This is a genomic window from Streptomyces sp. NPDC005728, assembly GCF_040630895.1.
GTDB lineage: Bacteria > Actinomycetota > Actinomycetes > Streptomycetales > Streptomycetaceae > Streptomyces.
Window position 1 is genome coordinate 15480 of sequence record NZ_JBEXYL010000087.1, and the last position, 16543, is coordinate 32022.

At 71.2% G+C, this 16543-nt stretch carries 15 protein-coding genes; 8 read left to right on the forward strand and 7 right to left on the reverse strand.

Annotation, left to right across the window (positions count from 1 at the left end; translation table 11 throughout):
* The first annotated feature begins 68 nt into the window (after positions 1-68).
* Complete coding sequence (locus ABZ471_RS37530) at positions 69-1904, forward strand: ABC transporter ATP-binding protein (protein WP_359072975.1); 1836 nt, start codon at positions 69-71, stop codon at positions 1902-1904.
* Positions 1901-2806 carry a serine/threonine-protein kinase gene (locus ABZ471_RS37535; RefSeq protein ID WP_359072977.1) on the forward strand — a complete coding sequence of 302 codons (906 nt, stop codon included), beginning with the start codon at positions 1901-1903 and terminating at the stop codon, positions 2804-2806. Before ABZ471_RS37530 ends, ABZ471_RS37535 begins: the two co-directional genes overlap by 4 nt.
* Before the next feature lie 19 nt (positions 2807-2825).
* Here the strand turns inward: ABZ471_RS37535 and ABZ471_RS37540 are convergent, their stop codons facing one another.
* From ABZ471_RS37540 to argC, 7 genes are all read right to left on the reverse strand, one after another.
* Complete coding sequence (locus tag ABZ471_RS37540; protein ID WP_359072979.1) at positions 2826-3599, reverse strand: zf-HC2 domain-containing protein; 774 nt, start codon at positions 3597-3599, stop codon at positions 2826-2828.
* Positions 3589-4176 (reverse strand): sigma-70 family RNA polymerase sigma factor, encoded by a 588-nt coding sequence (locus ABZ471_RS37545; protein WP_359072981.1) that lies wholly within the window; start codon positions 4174-4176, stop codon positions 3589-3591. Before ABZ471_RS37545 ends, ABZ471_RS37540 begins: the two co-directional genes overlap by 11 nt.
* A gap of 101 nt (positions 4177-4277) precedes the next feature.
* On the reverse strand, positions 4278-4823 hold the full coding sequence (locus tag ABZ471_RS37550; protein WP_359072983.1) for an arginine repressor: 546 nt from the start codon (positions 4821-4823) through the stop codon (positions 4278-4280).
* A 7-nt stretch (positions 4824-4830) separates the two neighbouring features.
* Positions 4831-6048 carry an acetylornithine transaminase gene (locus ABZ471_RS37555; protein WP_359072985.1) on the reverse strand — a complete coding sequence of 406 codons (1218 nt, stop codon included), beginning with the start codon at positions 6046-6048 and terminating at the stop codon, positions 4831-4833.
* Positions 6045-6959 (reverse strand): acetylglutamate kinase, encoded by a 915-nt coding sequence (gene argB / locus ABZ471_RS37560; protein ID WP_359072986.1) that lies wholly within the window; start codon positions 6957-6959, stop codon positions 6045-6047. The genes ABZ471_RS37555 and argB overlap by 4 nt, the downstream gene beginning before the upstream one ends.
* A complete protein-coding gene (gene argJ / locus ABZ471_RS37565; protein WP_359072988.1) occupies positions 6956-8107 on the reverse strand; it encodes a bifunctional glutamate N-acetyltransferase/amino-acid acetyltransferase ArgJ in 1152 nt (383 codons plus the stop codon). The genes argB and argJ overlap by 4 nt, the downstream gene beginning before the upstream one ends.
* Positions 8104-9132: an N-acetyl-gamma-glutamyl-phosphate reductase gene (argC, locus tag ABZ471_RS37570; protein WP_359072990.1), complete on the reverse strand. Its 1029-nt coding sequence runs from the start codon at positions 9130-9132 to the stop codon at positions 8104-8106. Before argC ends, argJ begins: the two co-directional genes overlap by 4 nt.
* Before the next feature lie 465 nt (positions 9133-9597).
* Between argC and ABZ471_RS37575 the strand changes: the two genes are divergently transcribed.
* The 6 genes from ABZ471_RS37575 to ABZ471_RS37600 form a co-directional block, all read left to right on the forward strand.
* Entirely contained in the window at positions 9598-10773 is a 1176-nt protein-coding gene (locus ABZ471_RS37575; RefSeq protein WP_359072992.1) for a histidine kinase, read from the forward strand.
* Between the two features lie 105 nt (positions 10774-10878).
* The gene (locus ABZ471_RS37580) at positions 10879-11886 is read left to right on the forward strand and encodes an IopA (RefSeq protein WP_359072993.1); all 1008 of its coding nucleotides are present in this window, start codon (positions 10879-10881) and stop codon (positions 11884-11886) included.
* 155 nt (positions 11887-12041) lie between these two features.
* Positions 12042-14294, forward strand: coding sequence for an iron-containing redox enzyme family protein (locus ABZ471_RS37585; protein WP_359072994.1), 2253 nt, complete (start codon positions 12042-12044; stop codon positions 14292-14294).
* 18 nt (positions 14295-14312) lie between these two features.
* Positions 14313-16163: a carbamoyltransferase gene (locus tag ABZ471_RS37590; protein WP_359072996.1), complete on the forward strand. Its 1851-nt coding sequence runs from the start codon at positions 14313-14315 to the stop codon at positions 16161-16163.
* A gap of 26 nt (positions 16164-16189) precedes the next feature.
* Positions 16190-16348, forward strand: coding sequence for a hypothetical protein (locus tag ABZ471_RS37595; RefSeq protein WP_359072997.1), 159 nt, complete (start codon positions 16190-16192; stop codon positions 16346-16348).
* Positions 16341-16543: hypothetical protein (locus ABZ471_RS37600; protein WP_359072998.1), on the forward strand; the 203-nt coding region annotated here is incomplete at its 3' end. The genes ABZ471_RS37595 and ABZ471_RS37600, both read left to right, overlap by 8 nt.

Genomic DNA, 16543 nt, shown 5'->3' on the forward strand with positions numbered 1-16543 from the left:
GAGGCTGAGGGGACCGGAAACCGGAGGACCCGGTCCGTTCAGCCGTCGATCCACGAGGAACGCATGCCATGGTGCATGTCCTGCGGCGGCTGCCGGCGGTCGGCGAGACGTCCGACGCCGTGGTCGAGGCCGCGCCCCCCGTCGCCCCGCGCGCGGTGTTCCGGCGCTTCTGGCCCTACACCCGCGGTGGCCGACGGTGGTTCGTCCCCGTCGTCCTCCTCAGCCTGATCGGCCCCGCCGTCGACGCCGGGGAGATATGGCTCTTCAAGATCGTGGTGGACGATGTGCTCGTGCCCCGTGATCTCGGGCCGCTCCTGTGGATCGCACCGACCTATCTCGGGCTCATCGTCGCTTCCGGCGTTCTGGGCTTCGCCGACGACGTCACGTCCACCTGGGTGAGCGAACGGTTCCTGCTCACTCTTCGCTCCGACGTGTTCCGGCACGTCCAGGGGCTGTCGCTCGGATTCTTCGAACGCAGGCGGCTCGGCGACGTGCTGTCGCGGATCACGGGCGATGTCGACGCGGTCGAGACGTTCCTGCTCTCCGGCGTGGCGGACGCCCTCTACTACGTGATCAGCCTGGGCATGTTCCTCGGCCTGCTGTTCTACCTGCAGTGGGATCTCACCCTCCTCGCCCTGGTCATCGTGCCGCTGTTCTGGGGCGCGGCCCGGCACTTCTCCCGGCGGATCAAGGAGGCGTCGCGGGAGCGCAGGCGCCGCAGCGGCTCGATCAGCGCGATCGCCGAGGAGTCGCTGGGCAATGTCGCCCTGGTGCAGGCGTACAACCGGCAGGGGTGGGAGGAGCGCAGGTTCGAGCGGGAGAACGTCGGCAGGTTCCGGGCGGCGATGGCCTCGGCGCGGATCCGGGGCGTCTACGGCCCCGTCGTCGACGTCATCGAGGTGTCCGGCGGCCTCGCGGTCATGGGTCTGGGCACCTGGAAACTGGCTCAGGGACAGCTCACTCTGGGCGGTCTGCTGGTGTTCCTGGCGCTGATCGGCAAGCTCTACGGGCCCGTCCGCGACCTGTCCCACCTCGGCACCACCTTCTACGCGGCGTCCGCCTCGGCCGAACGGATCATCGAGTTGCTGGACCAGCGGCCGCAGGTGGTCGACGCCCCGGGGGCCCGGCGGACCGGCCGCGCGCGCGGTGACGTGGAGTTCGACGGCGTCGGCTTCCGCTATCCGGGCACGTCGTCCTGGGCGCTGTCCGGAGTCTCGTTCCACGTCGCACCGGGAGAGACCCTGGCACTGGTCGGGGCCAGCGGGGCCGGCAAGTCGACGGTGGCGAAACTGCAGTTGCGGTTCTACGACCCCGACCGCGGAGCGGTCCGCCTCGACGGGGTCGACCTGCGGGACCTGCGCCTGTGCGACGTGCGGGCGAACGTCGCGGTGGTGCTGCAGGAGACGCTCGTCTTCCACGGCACCGTGCGGGACAACATCGCCTACGGCCGGCCGGAGGCGACGGAGGCGGACATCGTCGCGGCGGCGCGTGCCGCGGACGCGCACGAGTTCATCGAGTCGCTCCCGGAGGGCTACGACACGCTGGTCGGCCAGCGCGGCCGGACGCTCTCCGGCGGACAGTGCCAGCGTCTGGCGATCGCCCGTGCGATGGTCAGGGACGCGCCCGTGCTCCTGCTCGACGAACCGACCACCGGGCTCGACGCCGGGTCGGGCCGGCGGATCATGGATCCGCTGCGCCGGCTCATGGCCGGGCGGACGACCGTGGTCATCTCCCACAATCTGCTGACCGTCCGTGACGCCACCCGCATCGTGGTGCTCGACCACGGCCGCGTCGTCGAGCAGGGCACCCACGACGACCTGCTCGGGCGCGACGGGACGTACGCCCGGCTGCACCGGCTGAACGGCACGACCCGGTCCGCGGCCCCGGGAAAGGTGCTGTCGTGAGCGTCCGCGCAGCGGCGGCCCCGCCCCTGGCACCGGGCGCGAGACCGGTCCCGGGCTACGAGGTCCTGGCGCATCTGACGCGCACCGGCTGGCTCGACGTCTACGACGCCTGGAGCGAGGAACGGGCCTGCCGCTGCGTGGTCAAGACGGTGCGTCCCGACCGCCGGGGCGAGGCGCGGCTGCGCGAGCGGCTGCTGCGGGAGGGCCGCTGGCTGTGCGGTTTCACCCATCCGCACCTGGTGCGCGGCTACGCGACCTTCGTGTCGCCCGAGCCGCTCGTGGTCCTGGAGACCCTGACCGGTGAGACGCTGTCCCACCTCCTGCACCGGTTGCGGCGGCGGCCGGCCGCCGCCGACATGGCGCTTCTCGGCGTGCAGTTGTGTTCAGCGGTCCACTACCTCCACGGACAGGGACTGCTGCATCTGGACCTCAAGCCGTCCAACGTGGTGGTGGACTGCGGTCATGCGAAGGTGCTGGACCTGAGCGTCGCGCGGCCGCCCGGGCCCGCGCCCACGGGCGTGGGCACGCTCGGCTACCTCGCCCCCGAACAGGCCCGTGGCGGACCGCTCACTGCGGCCGCCGACGTGTGGGGCATCGGCATCACCTTGTTCGAGGTCGCCTGTGGTGGCCTGCCGTTCGAGTGCGGCGGGACCGGGAGCGACGAGCCCTGCGACGGGGAGGAGGCGGACGACGGTAGTGCCGGTGGCCCGGACGGCCGGTATCCGCAGCTGCAGCAGAACGCCCCGCCTGTCGCGTCCCGGCGGCGGATGCCTGCTGCGCTCGCCGCTGCCGTCGACGGCTGTCTCCGGGCCGATGCCTCGTGCCGGCCCACGGTCGCCGAACTGGCCGCCGCGCTGGAGGCCACGCTGCCCGGCGCGCGACACTCCGCGTTCCGCGTCTGAGGACCGGCGGGCGCCGCCGTCACGCCTCCCTCGTCACGACCTGCCCCGTCTGCAGGTCGGCCGAGGCGAGGACGGTGCCGTCGGCGGACACCACGCGGGCGCCGGAGACCGCCCGCGGGTCGACGGGAACGGACGCGCCCCACTGGCCGTGTCCGTCGCGCAGGTCGAACTGGCCGACGCGGACCGTCGTGCCGTCGGAGCGCTCCAGGAGGCAGCTGACCTTGCCGCTGTACGCGGTGCCGGGGCCGGTGAGTCCGACGGTCATGAAGACCCAGCCGGGGTTCCCGGGGTGGGCGTAGACCTCACCGACGGGCTCCGTGCCACCCCCGGCCGAGGCCAGGTCTCCGACCAGTACCGGCTCGCTCTCGACGGCCGCGGGCGCCGAGGCCGTGACCTCCTCGACGGCGGTGCCGATCGCCCAGCCGGCGAACCCGCAGGCCACCGCGAGGGCGACCGCGACCGAGGCGATCCGCAGCCGGGCCCGGCGGGCGCGGCCGCGCAGGCCCTGGTGGCCGGTGCCGGACGCGCGCGCGGACTGGCGCACCTCGTGCGCCGTCGCGTTCTGGGCCAGGCTGCGCGCCACGCGGGTCTCGAAGCCGGGCGGCGGCTCGCGGTCCGGCAGCAGGCCGATCAACCCGTCACCGACGAGGGTCAGCTGCTCGACGTACTCCCGGCAGTCGGCGCACCGGTCCAGATGCGCGACGGCCTCGGCCCGCTCGCGGCCGGGCAGCACGCCCAGCGCCAGTTCGGCGCCGATCTCCCGCACCTTCTCGCAGTTCGCGTCACTGGACATGGTCGCCTCGCTTCGGAGACGCGAGTGTGGTCCGCAGTTTCGCCATCGCGGCCCGGATCCGTGTCTTGGCGGTACCCAGCGGAATGTTCTCCGCGTCGGCGATCTGCTGGGCCGTCATTCCGTAGATCCCTGCCATCACCAGGGCACGGGCCTGTTCCCGCGGCAGCCGCGCCAGCGCGGCCCGGAGCTGGGACGAGGCCTCCTCGGCCAGCGCCCACTGCTCGGGGGTCTCGGTGACGACACCCAGGAGGGCGTCGAGGTCCTCGGGTGCCACCGGCTCCGTCCGGCGCGCACGGACGGCGTCGATGGCGAGGTTGTGCGCGATGGTCGTCAGCCAGGTCATGACCGACCCGCGGCGCGAGTCGTAGATCTGCGCATGGCGCCACGCACGCTCGAACGTCTGCTGGGCGATGTCCTCGGCGAGCTGCGGATCCCCGGTGACCGCCATCGCGACACCGAAGACCCTGTGCTGGAACCTCCGTACGAAGGTGACCGCGAGTTCCGGATCACCGGTGGCCAGCCCGGACAGCAGTGCTTCGTCCGGGAGGCGGCCCACGGGGAACCGGAAACCCGACACACCTCTGTATACGGTCGGCCGCCGCCAGGGGATTGCCCGCTCACCGCGGAAGATCACATTCCCATTCTCCGTCGGCGGGCGGAGCCCTGCATGCGGGTCAGTCAGTGCCCGTTCTGCGCCAGCCGCAGCAGATGGTCCGCGAGGGCCTGTCCCCCGGTCGGTTCCCGGCTGATCAGCAGCAGGGTGTCGTCACCGGCGATGGTGCCCAGGATGTCGTGCAGCTCGGCCTGGTCGATGGCGGAGGCGAGGAACTGCGCGGCTCCGGGCGGGGTGCGCAGGACCACGAGGTTGGCGGAGGCCTCCGCGGAGATCAGCAGCTCCTGGGAGAGGCGCCGCATCCGCTCCTCCTTCGCCGACCCCCCGAGCGGAGCGCGCGGCGTGCGGAAGCCGCCCTCGCTCGGCACCGCGTAGATCAGTTCGCCGTCGGTGTTGCGGATCTTGACCGCGTTCAGCTCGTCGAGGTCCCGCGACAGCGTCGCCTGGGTGACATTCAGCCCGTCGTCCGCGAGCAGCTTGGCCAGCTGGCTCTGCGACCGCACCGGCTGCCGGTTGAGGATGTCCACGATCCGGCGGTGCCGTGCGGTGCGGGTCTGCGGCACGGCGGGCCCGGCACCCGCCGCCTGCTCGTGGTCCTGCGCCTGACTCATCGTCGTCTCATTCTCCGGATCGTCCGTCCCCATTCACTGGGTCCGCTGCGTCGAGGATGCCGGGCAGCGCCTGGAGGAAGGCGCCTGTCTCGTCGTCGCTCAGGTTCAACGGCGGCATGAGCCGTACGACGTCGAGAGCGGGCGCGTTCACCAGGAACCCGGCCTCCTGGGCCGCCTGCTGCACCTGCGGTGCGAGCGGCCCGGTGAGCACGATACCCAGCAGGAGGCCCGCACCCCGGACATAGTCGATCAACGGGTGGTTCAGCGCCTCGATTCCGTCGCGCAGCGCGCCGCTCTGCCGCTTCACGTTCTCCAGCAGTCCCTCGGCCGCGATGGTGTCGAGGACGGCGAGCCCCGCGGCGCAGGCGACCGGGTTGCCGCCGAAGGTCGTGCCGTGCTGGCCGGGCTGGAGCAGCTCGGCGGCCCGCCCGAAGGCCACGGCGGCGCCGAGCGGCAGTCCGCCGCCGAGCCCCTTGGCCAGCGTGACCACGTCGGGCAGGACGCCCTCGTGGGCCTGGTACTCGAACCAGTTCCCGGTGCGGCCGACGCCCGTCTGCACCTCGTCCAGGACGAGCAGCGCCCCGGTGGCGGCGGTGATCGCCCGGGCCGCCTTGAGGTAGTCGGCCGGGGGTACCACGACCCCGTTCTCGCCCTGGACCGGCTCGATGACGACGAGGGCCGTCTCCTCGGTGACCGCCGCGGCCAGTGCCTGGGCGTCGCCGTACGGGACGTGGGTGACGTCGCCGGGCAGCGGCAGGAACGGCGCCTGCTTGCCGGGCTGGCCGGTGAGCGCGAGCGCGCCCATGGTGCGGCCGTGGAAGCCGCCCGTGGTGGCCACCATGTGGGTGCGCCCGGTCAGCCGGCCGATCTTGAAGGCGCCCTCGTTGGCCTCGGCACCGGAGTTGCAGAAGAAGACCCTGCCGTCCCGGCCGAAGAGCTGGAGGAGGCGTTCGGCGAGGGCGACGGGCGGCTCGGCGACGAACAGGTTGGAGACGTGCCCGAGGGACGCGATCTGCCGGCTCACCGCCTCGACGACCGCCGGGTGGGCGTGGCCGAGCGCGTTGACCGCGATGCCGCCGACGAAATCCAGGTACTCCTTGCCGTCGGCGTCCCACAGCCGGGCGCCCTCGCCGCGTACGAGGGGCAGCCGCGGGGTGCCGTAGTTGTTCATGAGCGCGCCCTGCCACCGCGCGGTCAGTTCTGCGTTGGTCGCGGTACCCGTCATGACTGCTCCCCCTCGGCTCCGTCGGGCACGACCATCGTGCCGATGCCCTCGTCGGTGAAGATCTCCAGCAGGATCGAGTGCTGGACCCGGCCGTCGATGACGCGGGCGGTCGTCACGCCGTTGCGCACCGCGTGCAGGCAGCCCTCCATCTTCGGCACCATGCCGGCCGACAGCTCCGGCAGCAGCTTCTCCAGCTGGGAAGCGGTGAGGCGGCTGATCACCTCGTCGGAGTGGGGCCAGTCCTCGTAGAGGCCCTCCACGTCCGTGAGGACCATGAGGGTTTCGGCCCCCAGTGCCGCAGCGAGTGCCGCAGCCGCCGTATCAGCATTGACGTTGTAGACATGTCCGTCGTCCTGGGATCGGGCGATCGACGACACGACCGGGATGCGGCCGTCGGCGAGCAGGGCCTCGATCGCGCCCGTGTCGATCGCGGTGATCTCGCCGACCCGCCCGATGTCGACCAGCTCGCCGTCGATCTCGGGCTGGTGCTTGGTGGCGGTGAGGGTGTGCGCGTCCTCGCCGGTGAGGCCGACGGCGAACGGGCCGTGCTGGTTGAGCAGCCCGACCAGCTCGCGCTGCACCTGTCCGGCCAGCACCATGCGTACGACGTCCATGGCGTCCTCGGTGGTGACGCGCAGGCCCGCCTTGAACTCGCTGACGATGCCGTGCCGGTCGAGGGCGGCGCTGATCTGGGGGCCGCCGCCGTGCACCACGACGGGCCTGAGGCCGGCGTGCCGCAGGAAGACCACGTCCTGGGCGAAGGCGGCCTTCAGTTCCTCGTTCACCATGGCGTTGCCGCCGAACTTGATGACGACGGTCTTGCCGTGGTGCCGGGTCAGCCAGGGCAGCGCCTCGATGAGCGTCTGGGCCTTGGGGAGGGCTGTGTGCTTACGCGTCGTTCCGGTGCTCATGAGGAGTAGGCGCTGTTCTCGTGGACGTAGTCGGCGGTGAGGTCGTTGGTCCAGATGGTGGCGGTCTCGCTGCCGGCCGCGAGGTCGGCGACGATGTGCACCTCGCGGTAGCGCATGTCGACCAGCTCGCGGTCCTCGCCGACGCCGCCGTTCTTGCACACCCAGACGCCGTTGATGGCGACGTTGAGCTGGTCGGGCTCGAAGGCTGCCCGCGTGGTGCCGATGGCGGACAGGACGCGGCCCCAGTTGGGGTCCTCGCCGTGGATCGCGCACTTGAGGAGGTTGTTGCGGGCGATGGAGCGGCCCACCTCGACGGCGTCGTCCTCGGTCGCGGCGTTGATCACCTCGACCTTGATGTCCTTGCTGGCGCCCTCGGCGTCGCGGATGAGCTGCTGCCCGAGGTCGTCGCAGACCTGCCGGACGGCCTCGGCGAACTCCGCGTACTCGGGGGTGACCCCGGCCGCCCCGGAGGCGAGCAGCAGCACCGTGTCGTTGGTGGACATGCAGCCGTCGGAGTCGACGCGGTCGAAGGTCGTGCGTGTCGCCGCGCGCAGCGCCCTGTCCAGTGCGTCGCCGTCCAGCTCCGCATCCGTGGTGAGCACGACCAGCATGGTGGCGAGGCCGGGGGCGAGCATGCCCGCGCCCTTGGCCATGCCGCCGACGGTCCAGCCGTCCCTGGTCGCCACGGACGTCTTGTGGACGGTGTCGGTGGTCTTGATGGCGATGGCGGCCTTCTCGCCGCCGTGCTCGGAGAGCTGGGCGGCGGCCGTCCCGATGCCCGGGAGCAGCTTGTCCATGGGCAGCAGCACGCCGATGAGGCCGGTGGAGCAGACGGCGACCTCGATGGCGCCCCGGCCGAGCACCTCGGCCGCCTTCTCGGCGGTGGTGTGCGTGTCCTGGAAGCCCTTGGGGCCGGTGCAGGCGTTGGCGCCGCCGGAGTTCAGGACCACCGCGGACACCTGGCCGCCCTTGAGGACCTGCTCGGACCAGAGCACCGGCGCGGCCTTCACACGGTTGGAGGTGAAGACGCCCGCGGCGGCACGGCGCGGCCCGTTGTTGACCACGAGGGCCAGGTCGGGGTTGCCGTTCTCCTTGATCCCGGCGGCGATGCCCGCCGCCGTGAACCCCTTGGCTGCCGTGACACTCACGGTGCGACTCCGATCGTGGAAAGCCCGGTGGTCTCGTCGAGACCCAGGGCGATGTTCATGCTCTGGACGGCACCGCCCGCGGTGCCCTTGGTCAGGTTGTCGATGGCGCTGATCGCGATGATGCGACCCACCGCTGCGTCGTACGCGACCTGCACCTGAACGGCGTTGGAACCGTAGACGGACGCCGTCGCGGGCCACTGGCCCTCGGGGAGCAGGTGGACGAACGGCTCGTCGGCGTAGGCCTTCTCGTAGGCGGCCCGCACGGACTCGCCGGTCACCCCTTGCCTGGCGGACGCGCTGCACGTGGCGAGGATGCCGCGGGGCATCGGCGCGAGGGTCGGCGTGAAGGAGACGGAGATCCGTTCGCCGGCCGCCGCGCTGAGGTTCTGGATCATCTCGGGGGTGTGCCGGTGGCCGCCGCCGACGCCGTACGGCGACATGGAGCCCATCACCTCGCTGCCGAGCAGGTGCGGCTTCGGCGCCTTGCCCGCGCCGGAGGTGCCGGAAGCGGCGACGATCACCGCCTCGGGTTCGGCGAGGTGGGCCGCATAGGCCGGGTACAGGGCGAGGGAGACGGCGGTGGGGTAGCAACCGGGCACCGCGATGCGCCTGGACCCCGTGAGCCGGGCGCGGGCACCCGGAAGCTCGGGAAGGCCGTAGGGCCAGGTGCCGGCGTGCGGGGAGCCGTAGAAGCGCTCCCAGTCGGCCGGGTCCTGGAGCCGGAAGTCGGCGCCCATGTCGACCACGAGGACGTCCGGGCCGAGCTGCTCGGCGACGGCGGCGGACTGCCCGTGCGGCAGCGCGAGGAAGACGACGTCGTGCCCGGCGAGGGCCTCGGCCGTGGTCTCGGTCAGCACACGGTCGGCCAGCGGCAGCAGATGCGGCTGGAGCGCGCCGAGCCGCTGGCCGGCGTTGGAGTTGCCCGTCAGGGCACCGATCTCGACCTCGGGGTGCGCGAGGAGCAGGCGCAGGACCTCTCCGCCCGCGTATCCGCTCGCTCCGGCCACCGCCGCACGTACCGCCATGTCCATCCTCCTCTGGATGGCATGACTATACGTAGTGATGCACGTTTATGCAACGCCGACCCGCGGGGCGTCCGCGACCGTGAGCATGACCCCCACGGCCGGTCGGGTGGTGCTGCTGCGGGTGAGTGCGCGAGGTGGCGAGGGCGAAGATCCGGTCGGATTCAAGTCACCCGGCCGATGCCCCAACACCCGTTCCACAAGGCATGGTTGACAGGGATCCGCTGCGCCGGGACTGGGCGGAATCATTCCGTTTGGCATGACCCGGAATGGGTACGCTGGCGGCGTATCAGCATCGCACTCCTCACACGGAAACGCGAGGCCCCAGGTGCTCAAGGCTCCCCCCACAGTCCAACCGTCGATACGGACCACTCCCCTTCCCGCGTTAGCTCCCTCACCAAGATCTTCATCCGAGGAGTCGGGCTCCGGTCATCAACGGTGATGCCGCCCAGGTACGCAGTGACCCTGATGGCGGTCGTCCAGGCCGGGTTCGCCATCATCGGCGTCGCCAACCTGATCAAGGTGTCGCACACCCCACAGACCCTCTCCGTCTCCTGCGCTGTGGTGAGCTGCTGCTATGTGCTTCAGCTGGCACACTGCTCGCCGCAGGTGCGCAGCCGCCTTCGGCACATCAGGTGGACGCTGGCCGCGCAGGCCGCGCTCTCCTTCTCGCCCGTTCTTCTCCTCGGGCACGAGTCGGGGGCCATGTGCGGATTTCTCGCCGGGGCCTGCACGGTCGTCCTCCAGCCCAGGCTGTCCCACATCCTCTTCTGTCTGATCTCCCTGGCGGTGTTCGCCGTCGCACTCCTCACCGGGGACGACCTCTACACCGCCGGGTTCATGCTGCTGTCCTGCGTGTCCATCGGCCTCATCTCCCACGCCCTGAGCCGACTGGTCGATCTGGTGACCGAGCTGCATCGGCGGCGTGAGGAATCCGCTTGGGTGGCGGTGTCCCAGGAACGCATCCGCTTCACTCAGGACCTGCACGACCTGTTCAGCTACAACCTCTCCGCGATCACCCTGAAGACCGAGCTGGCCAACCGGCTGATCGGCAGGGACGACGCGCAGGCGAGGAAGGAGCTGGCCGAGTCTCTCCAGATCACCCGCTCCGCCCTGGCCGATGTGCGGCGGGTGGTGCACGGCAAGCGGCGCCTTCATCTGCGCGACGAGGTCGAACGCGGCCATCACGTCCTGCAGGCGGCGAACATCGAGGTGTCCACGGAGGGCGACTTCCGGCACATCGAACCGCGGATCGGCAGCGTGCTCGCTGTGGTGCTGAGGGAAGCGGTCACCAACATTCTGCGGCACAGCCAGGCGAGCCGGTGCCGGATCGCGCTGGGCACCTGCTCCACCGGGTCCGGGCACCAGATCGAGCTGGTCGTGGCCAACAACGGTGTGGCCGGCTCACCCGAACCGACGGGCACGACCGCCGAGTCCGACGACCGGTACGGCGGTAACGGCCTCGACCACATGGCTGCGCGCGTGGAGAAGCTCGGCGGCGTGCTGCAGACCGAAGCCGCCGACGGCTGGTTCGTCCTGAAGGTCTGCTGTCCGACGCAGTCCCCCGCCACGCTCCAGGTCACCACCCCCGGTCCTCCGACGACTTTCGAGCCCCGCTCGAGGAGTCACCAGCAGGGTCGGTGACCCAGGGCGGCCGACCCGGGCTCCATCGGGACCCGACCGCCCGGTCAGGGCTCGTCGTCGGCTCGGAGGGGACCATTGGAACAGCAGAAGAAGCTGACTCCGCACATGAAACACTACGAGGAGTTCGCCACAGGTGACATCTGCTGGGCGCCGTACATCATGTTCTTCAACCGGCCCGGCTACCGCTCGCCCGCGATCAACACCGACGCCGGCGGCTTCCGTCACTCCGTCGGGGAGCGCGGTTCCTTCTCGCTCAAGGGGAACCTCCCCGACGGTCCGGTGAACCTGGTCCTGGGGGCCTCCCCCGCCTTCGGCCTCGGTGCGACCGATGACGCGCACACCATCCCGTCGCTGCTGTCCCAGGGATCGTCGTCCGGGCCATGGCTCAACCTCGCCGCCCCGGCGTTCAACTCCACGCAGGAAACGCTGCTGTTCCTCATGCACCGGGGCGAACTGCCCGCCGTACGCGACATCGTCGTCTACTCGGGTCTCAACGACCTGGTGGTAGCCGGACTTCCCGCTGCCGACAGCGGCTACGGGCAGTTCTTCTTCTCCGGCGAGTTCTTCCACCAGCTGGGCGTTCCCACGCTCGGTCAGAGCACCCAGCAGCCCGGCTGGGCCCAGGGACGGCTCGCCCAGGCGGCCCGTCGGCTCAGCGGTGAGGCCCGGCAGGAGCAGGAGAAGCAGGCCCTGGCCGATCCCGAGCGCCGGATCGACATCGCGGCCCGCGCGACCGAACGCGATCTCGCCCGGCTCGTCGAACTCGCCGCCCCGACCGGGGCCAGGGTGCGATTCGCCCTTCAGGCCACCGCGTCGTGGAGCCGCAAGCGCCTCACCGCGCAGGAACGTCTCCTCATCGAGGAGAACTACGGCAAGCGCGCGCAGATGTGGAATCTTTTCCGGCCGATCCTCGACCCGGCGGTGCACGCCTCCTACGCACAGCGCCTGGAGACCGCCTGCAAACAGAGCGGTGTGCCGTTCCTCGATGTCAACGAGGCGCTCAACGTCTCGCCCCACCGGGACGCGTGGCTGTTCGTCGATCAGACGCACCACACGGACGAGGGCAGTCGCGTCGTGACCGACATCCTGCGGAACGAATTCACCCTGGGCTGAGCACGACCTGCCGCACCCCGGCGTGCCCCCGTCCTCCCACTGTGAGGTGACCAGCATGTTCCGAAAGCTCTTCGCGCTGTTCAAATTCCGCAAGAACCGGCGACGGCGCAAGGACAACTCCATCTACCCGATGTTCTGAGGGAAGGTGCCGCTTCATGTCCTCCCGCTACCGAACGCTCTATCTGCGTGCCCTCTCCCCCGACGCCCTCTCCCGGCTCACGCCGCAGGACGTCCAGGTCCTTCCCGCCACCGACGCGTACGGTGACCCCGAAAGCGCCGAGGAGGAACTGTCGGCGCTGACCGAGGAAGCCACTCGATGGAGCGCGGCGGAAGCGGACCGCTTCACCGACGTGTTCCCGGCCGTGGCCGGCCCCGCGACGGACGAACGAGAGGAAGCGGTCCGCCGGGTCCTGCGCAACTGCGCCCCCTTCGCGCTGAGCGCGGGGGCCTGGCTGCAGTGGCTGTCGAGCCCCGGCAACTCCGAGACCGAACCCGTCCTGCGGAGCCTGACGCTGTACGCCACGGATGTGGGCGTCGGCATGCCGCTGTCCGACCGTGGCACCGACTACCGCGAGCTGCTGAGGCGGCACGGCGTCGCGGAGGAACAGCCCGGCGTGCGTCTCGCGGGCAGTGAGTACATCGACGGCTTCAGCTTCCGGCTGCCGGCCCTGCTGCTGATGATGAGCCGCCTCCCCGACACCTACCGATCGCAGTTGCTCGGCGCGGACCTGTGCCTGCGCCATGTCGGCGTGCTGCCCCCGCTGGCCTCCGCCCTGCGCGCCTCGGACGCCTCGAAAGACGTGACCGGGGCTCTCGACCTGGGCGGGCTGCGGCCCGGTGCGCGGTCCACCGGCCGCGTCCTGTCGTGGGCCGCCGTGCGTGCGCACCTGGCCGCGGAGGCCGGACCGGGCCCCGCGCGGGCGGACAACGCGGCCGGCCGGGTGCTCGCGGGTTTCCGCTGGGCCCTCCAGGAAGTACGTGCGTGGAGTGAGCGGCTGTACCGCGAGACCGCGCTCTCCCTGCACCCCGACTACGGGGTCTGGCGGCTGATCCATACGCGGGCCCGTCAGGCGGCGGTCTACCACTCCGGTTTCCGGCTCGAAGGGCGCCCGCTGTCCGAGTGGTTCGCCGATGTGGACGCCGGGCCGACACCGTTCCTGGCCGCACTGGCCCGCAGCCGCCTCGTACGCCCCGGGAAGCCCGAGAACAGCCCACTGCTGGGGCGGCTCATCGGTCCGAAGGGGCCCATGTTCCGCATCTTCACCGAGGAGGATCTCGCCGTCCTGCGGCGCTGGATCCGGCTGCTGCCCGAACCGGGCTCCGTGCTGCACCCCGTGCCAGGTACCGGCGACGACCCCCACGATGAGCTGCACCGGGTGCAGGCCGACTGGCCCGCCCAGGGGAGCGTGGCAACCCGGGTGGCGGCCGACGGGACGGCGCAGCCGGGCCGGCAGCCCGCGGTCACGGCGCGCAGGCCCTCGCTGACGCCCCGGACGGCGCGCGCCGCCTACCTGCCGCTCCTGAGCCGGTCCGACGCCCCCGGCGTACGGGACTTCGCGTACGCCTACGCGACGCGCTGGCTGGCGCGCTCCCGGTACGCCATGAACCGCGCGTCGAACGGTGGGCTGCCGGTCTCCTGGGACCGCGACAACGGGCTCCGCGCGTGGCTCGCCCGCGCGCACGACCAGCACGCGGAGGGCTTCGAAGCGAGCCAGGTCGCCCTGCCGAGCCGCGCGGAACTGGTGGACTCCACGCTCCAGTTGGCGCCGCTCATCATGATCGACGGCGGCTGGTTGCAGGGCTTCACCGACTACCGGCTCGCCTCCTCCCGCGTCGGCCACTTCCTCTTCCGCACCTACTGGGACGAACTCGGCAACGGCGAGCGGGACCTCAACCATCCGCGCATCTACCGTGCTCTGCTGCGCCAGATGGACATCGACCTGCCGCCCACCGCGTCGCCCGAGTTCACCACCTGGAGCACCCTGCGGGACGAGTCCTTCGCCATGCCGGTGTTCTGGCTCAGCGTCTCGCGGTTCCCCGAGGAGTTCATGCCGGAGATCCTCGGCCTCAATCTGGCGATGGAGCTGTCCGGGGTCGGGGGCAGTTACCGCGACGCGCGCGTGGCTCTGCGACACCACGGCTTCAGCACCCAGTTCGTCGATCTGCACAACACCATCGACAACGTGGCCACCGGGCACTCGGCGTGGGCGGCCGACGCGATCGACAGCTACCTCGCCGACCTGCCCGCGGTGTCCGGGCCCGGCGGGGAGGCCGAAGCGTGGGAGCGCATACGGATCGGCCATCGCTCCCTCAACCCGCCCGCGGGGCGGTCCGCCGTGATGTACGCCGCGCTGCGTGCCCGGCGCCGTTCCCCGTCCGCCGCCCGCCTCGCGCGCGCCTCCCTCTGAAACCGAGGAGCTGAGCCCATGGCCTCCGAAGCCCCGGTCTCCACCGTTCTGGGCCTGTCCGCCTACTACCACGACAGCGCGGCCGTCCTCGTCGGCCCGGGCGGGATCCTCGCCGCCGCCCAGGAGGAACGCTTCAGCCGGCGTCGTCACGACCCGTCCTTCCCCGAACTCGCCCTACGTTATTGCCTGGACGAGGCGGGGATCGGCATCGCCGACCTCGACGCCGTCGCGTACTACGAACGCCCGGACCTCAAGTTCCGGCGTGTCATGGCGACGTACCTCGGCACGGCTCCCCGTTCCTGGAGCTCGTTCCGGGAGGTGATGCCCGGCTGGCTGAGCTGGAAGCGGCGCGCGCTGAACACGGTGCGGGACCGCCTCCGGGACCTGACGTCCGGCCCCCTGCCCGAGGTCAGGGCCTTCGGGCACCACGAGTCGCACGCCGCGTCGGCCTATCTGCCCAGCCCGTACGAGTCCGCGGCCGTGTTGTGCGTGGACGGTGTGGGCGAGTGGACGACGACGTCGGTCTGGCACGGCGTGGACGGGAACGTGGTGCCCGTCGCCGAGCTGTCCTTCCCACACTCCCTCGGCATGCTCTACTCGGCGTTCACCTACTTCTGCGGCTTCAAGGTCGACTCGGGCGAGTACAAGCTCATGGGGCTCGCCCCCTACGGGCGGCCCGTCTACGCCCCGCTGATCCGGGAACGGCTCGTCGACGTGAAGGAGGACGGTTCGTTCCGCCTCGACATGCGCTTCTTCGCGTTCCTGTACGGCCAGGTGATGACGGGCCGTGCCTTCGAGGAGCTGTTCGGCGGACCGCGCCGCGAACCCGAGAGCCCGCTCACCCAGCGGGAGTTCGACCTGGCCGCGTCGGTGCAGGCCGTCACCGAGGAGATCATGCTCAGGCTGGCACGCACGGCGCGCCGTCTCACCGGCGAACGACACCTGTGCATGGCCGGCGGTGTGGCGCTCAACTGCGTCGCGAACGGAAGGATCGCCGAGGCGGGGATCTTCGATGAGCTGTGGGTCCAGCCCGCGGCCGGTGACGCGGGCGGGGCCCTCGGGGCGGCCCTCCTCGCGCAGCGGGGACCCGCCCGGGCCCGGACCCACGTCCGGTCGGGCGGCGACGCGATGCGCTCGTCGCGGCTGGGCCCCGGCTTCGACGACGAGGACGTCCAGACATACCTCGACGCCTCTGCCATTCCCCACCGCCGCCTCGGCCCGGAGCAGATCACCCGCGCGGTGGCGGAGCAGCTCGCGGAGGGGAAGGTCGTGGCCTGGTTCCAGGGCCGTATGGAGTTCGGTCCCCGTGCGCTCGGCGCCCGGTCGATCCTGGGTGACCCGCGCGATCCGGCGATGCAGTCCGCGATGAACCAGAAGATCAAGTTCCGGGAGTCGTTCCGGCCCTTCGCCCCCGCGGTTGCGGCCGAACGGGCAGCGGAGTACTTCGAGCTGAATCAGCCGAGTCCGTACATGCTGATCGTCGCGCGGATCGCCGCGCAGCAGCAGCTGGCCACGGGGACCTCCGCGCAGGTCGACGGCCTGGACCTGCTCAAGGTCGCCCGTTCCACGATTCCCGCCGTCACCCATGTCGACCACTCGGCGCGGGTGCAGACCGTGAGCGCGGAGCACGACCCCGTCTTCCACCGGCTGCTCACCGAGTTCGACCGACTGACCGGATGCCCGGTCCTCGTCAACACGTCGTTCAACGTGCGGGGCGAGCCCATCGTGGCGACGCCCGAGGACGCCTACCGCTGCTTCATGCGGACGAACATCGACACGCTGGCCATCGGCGGCTTCCTGATCGAGAAGGCCGAGCAGCCCGCCTGGTCGGAGAACGACAACTGGCGCGAACTGATCCCGCTGGACTGAACTTCCCACTTCGAGAGGGCCTCACCATGGATGCGCTCCGCCGCGCCTGTGTCTTCGTGCTGCTCGCCGTGACCTACCTGTTCGTCCTCGTCCCCGTCGGCCTCGTCACGCGGCTGGTGCGCGACCCCCTTGACCGCGCGCTCCGCCCGGAAGCCCGGACCTATTGGGCCCGGCCTCGTGCCTGAGCACCCGGGCTTCCGGTCCGTCCTGGTCATCGGCTCCGGCCCCGTCGCCGACGGCGGGGCCGCCATGGCCGACCACTTCGGCACTCAGGCGTGCCGGATCCTGCGGGCCGAGGGTCTGCGGGTGGTCCTGGTCAACTCCAATCCGGCGACGATCATGACGGACCCGGAGATCGCCGACGCCACCTACGTCGAGCC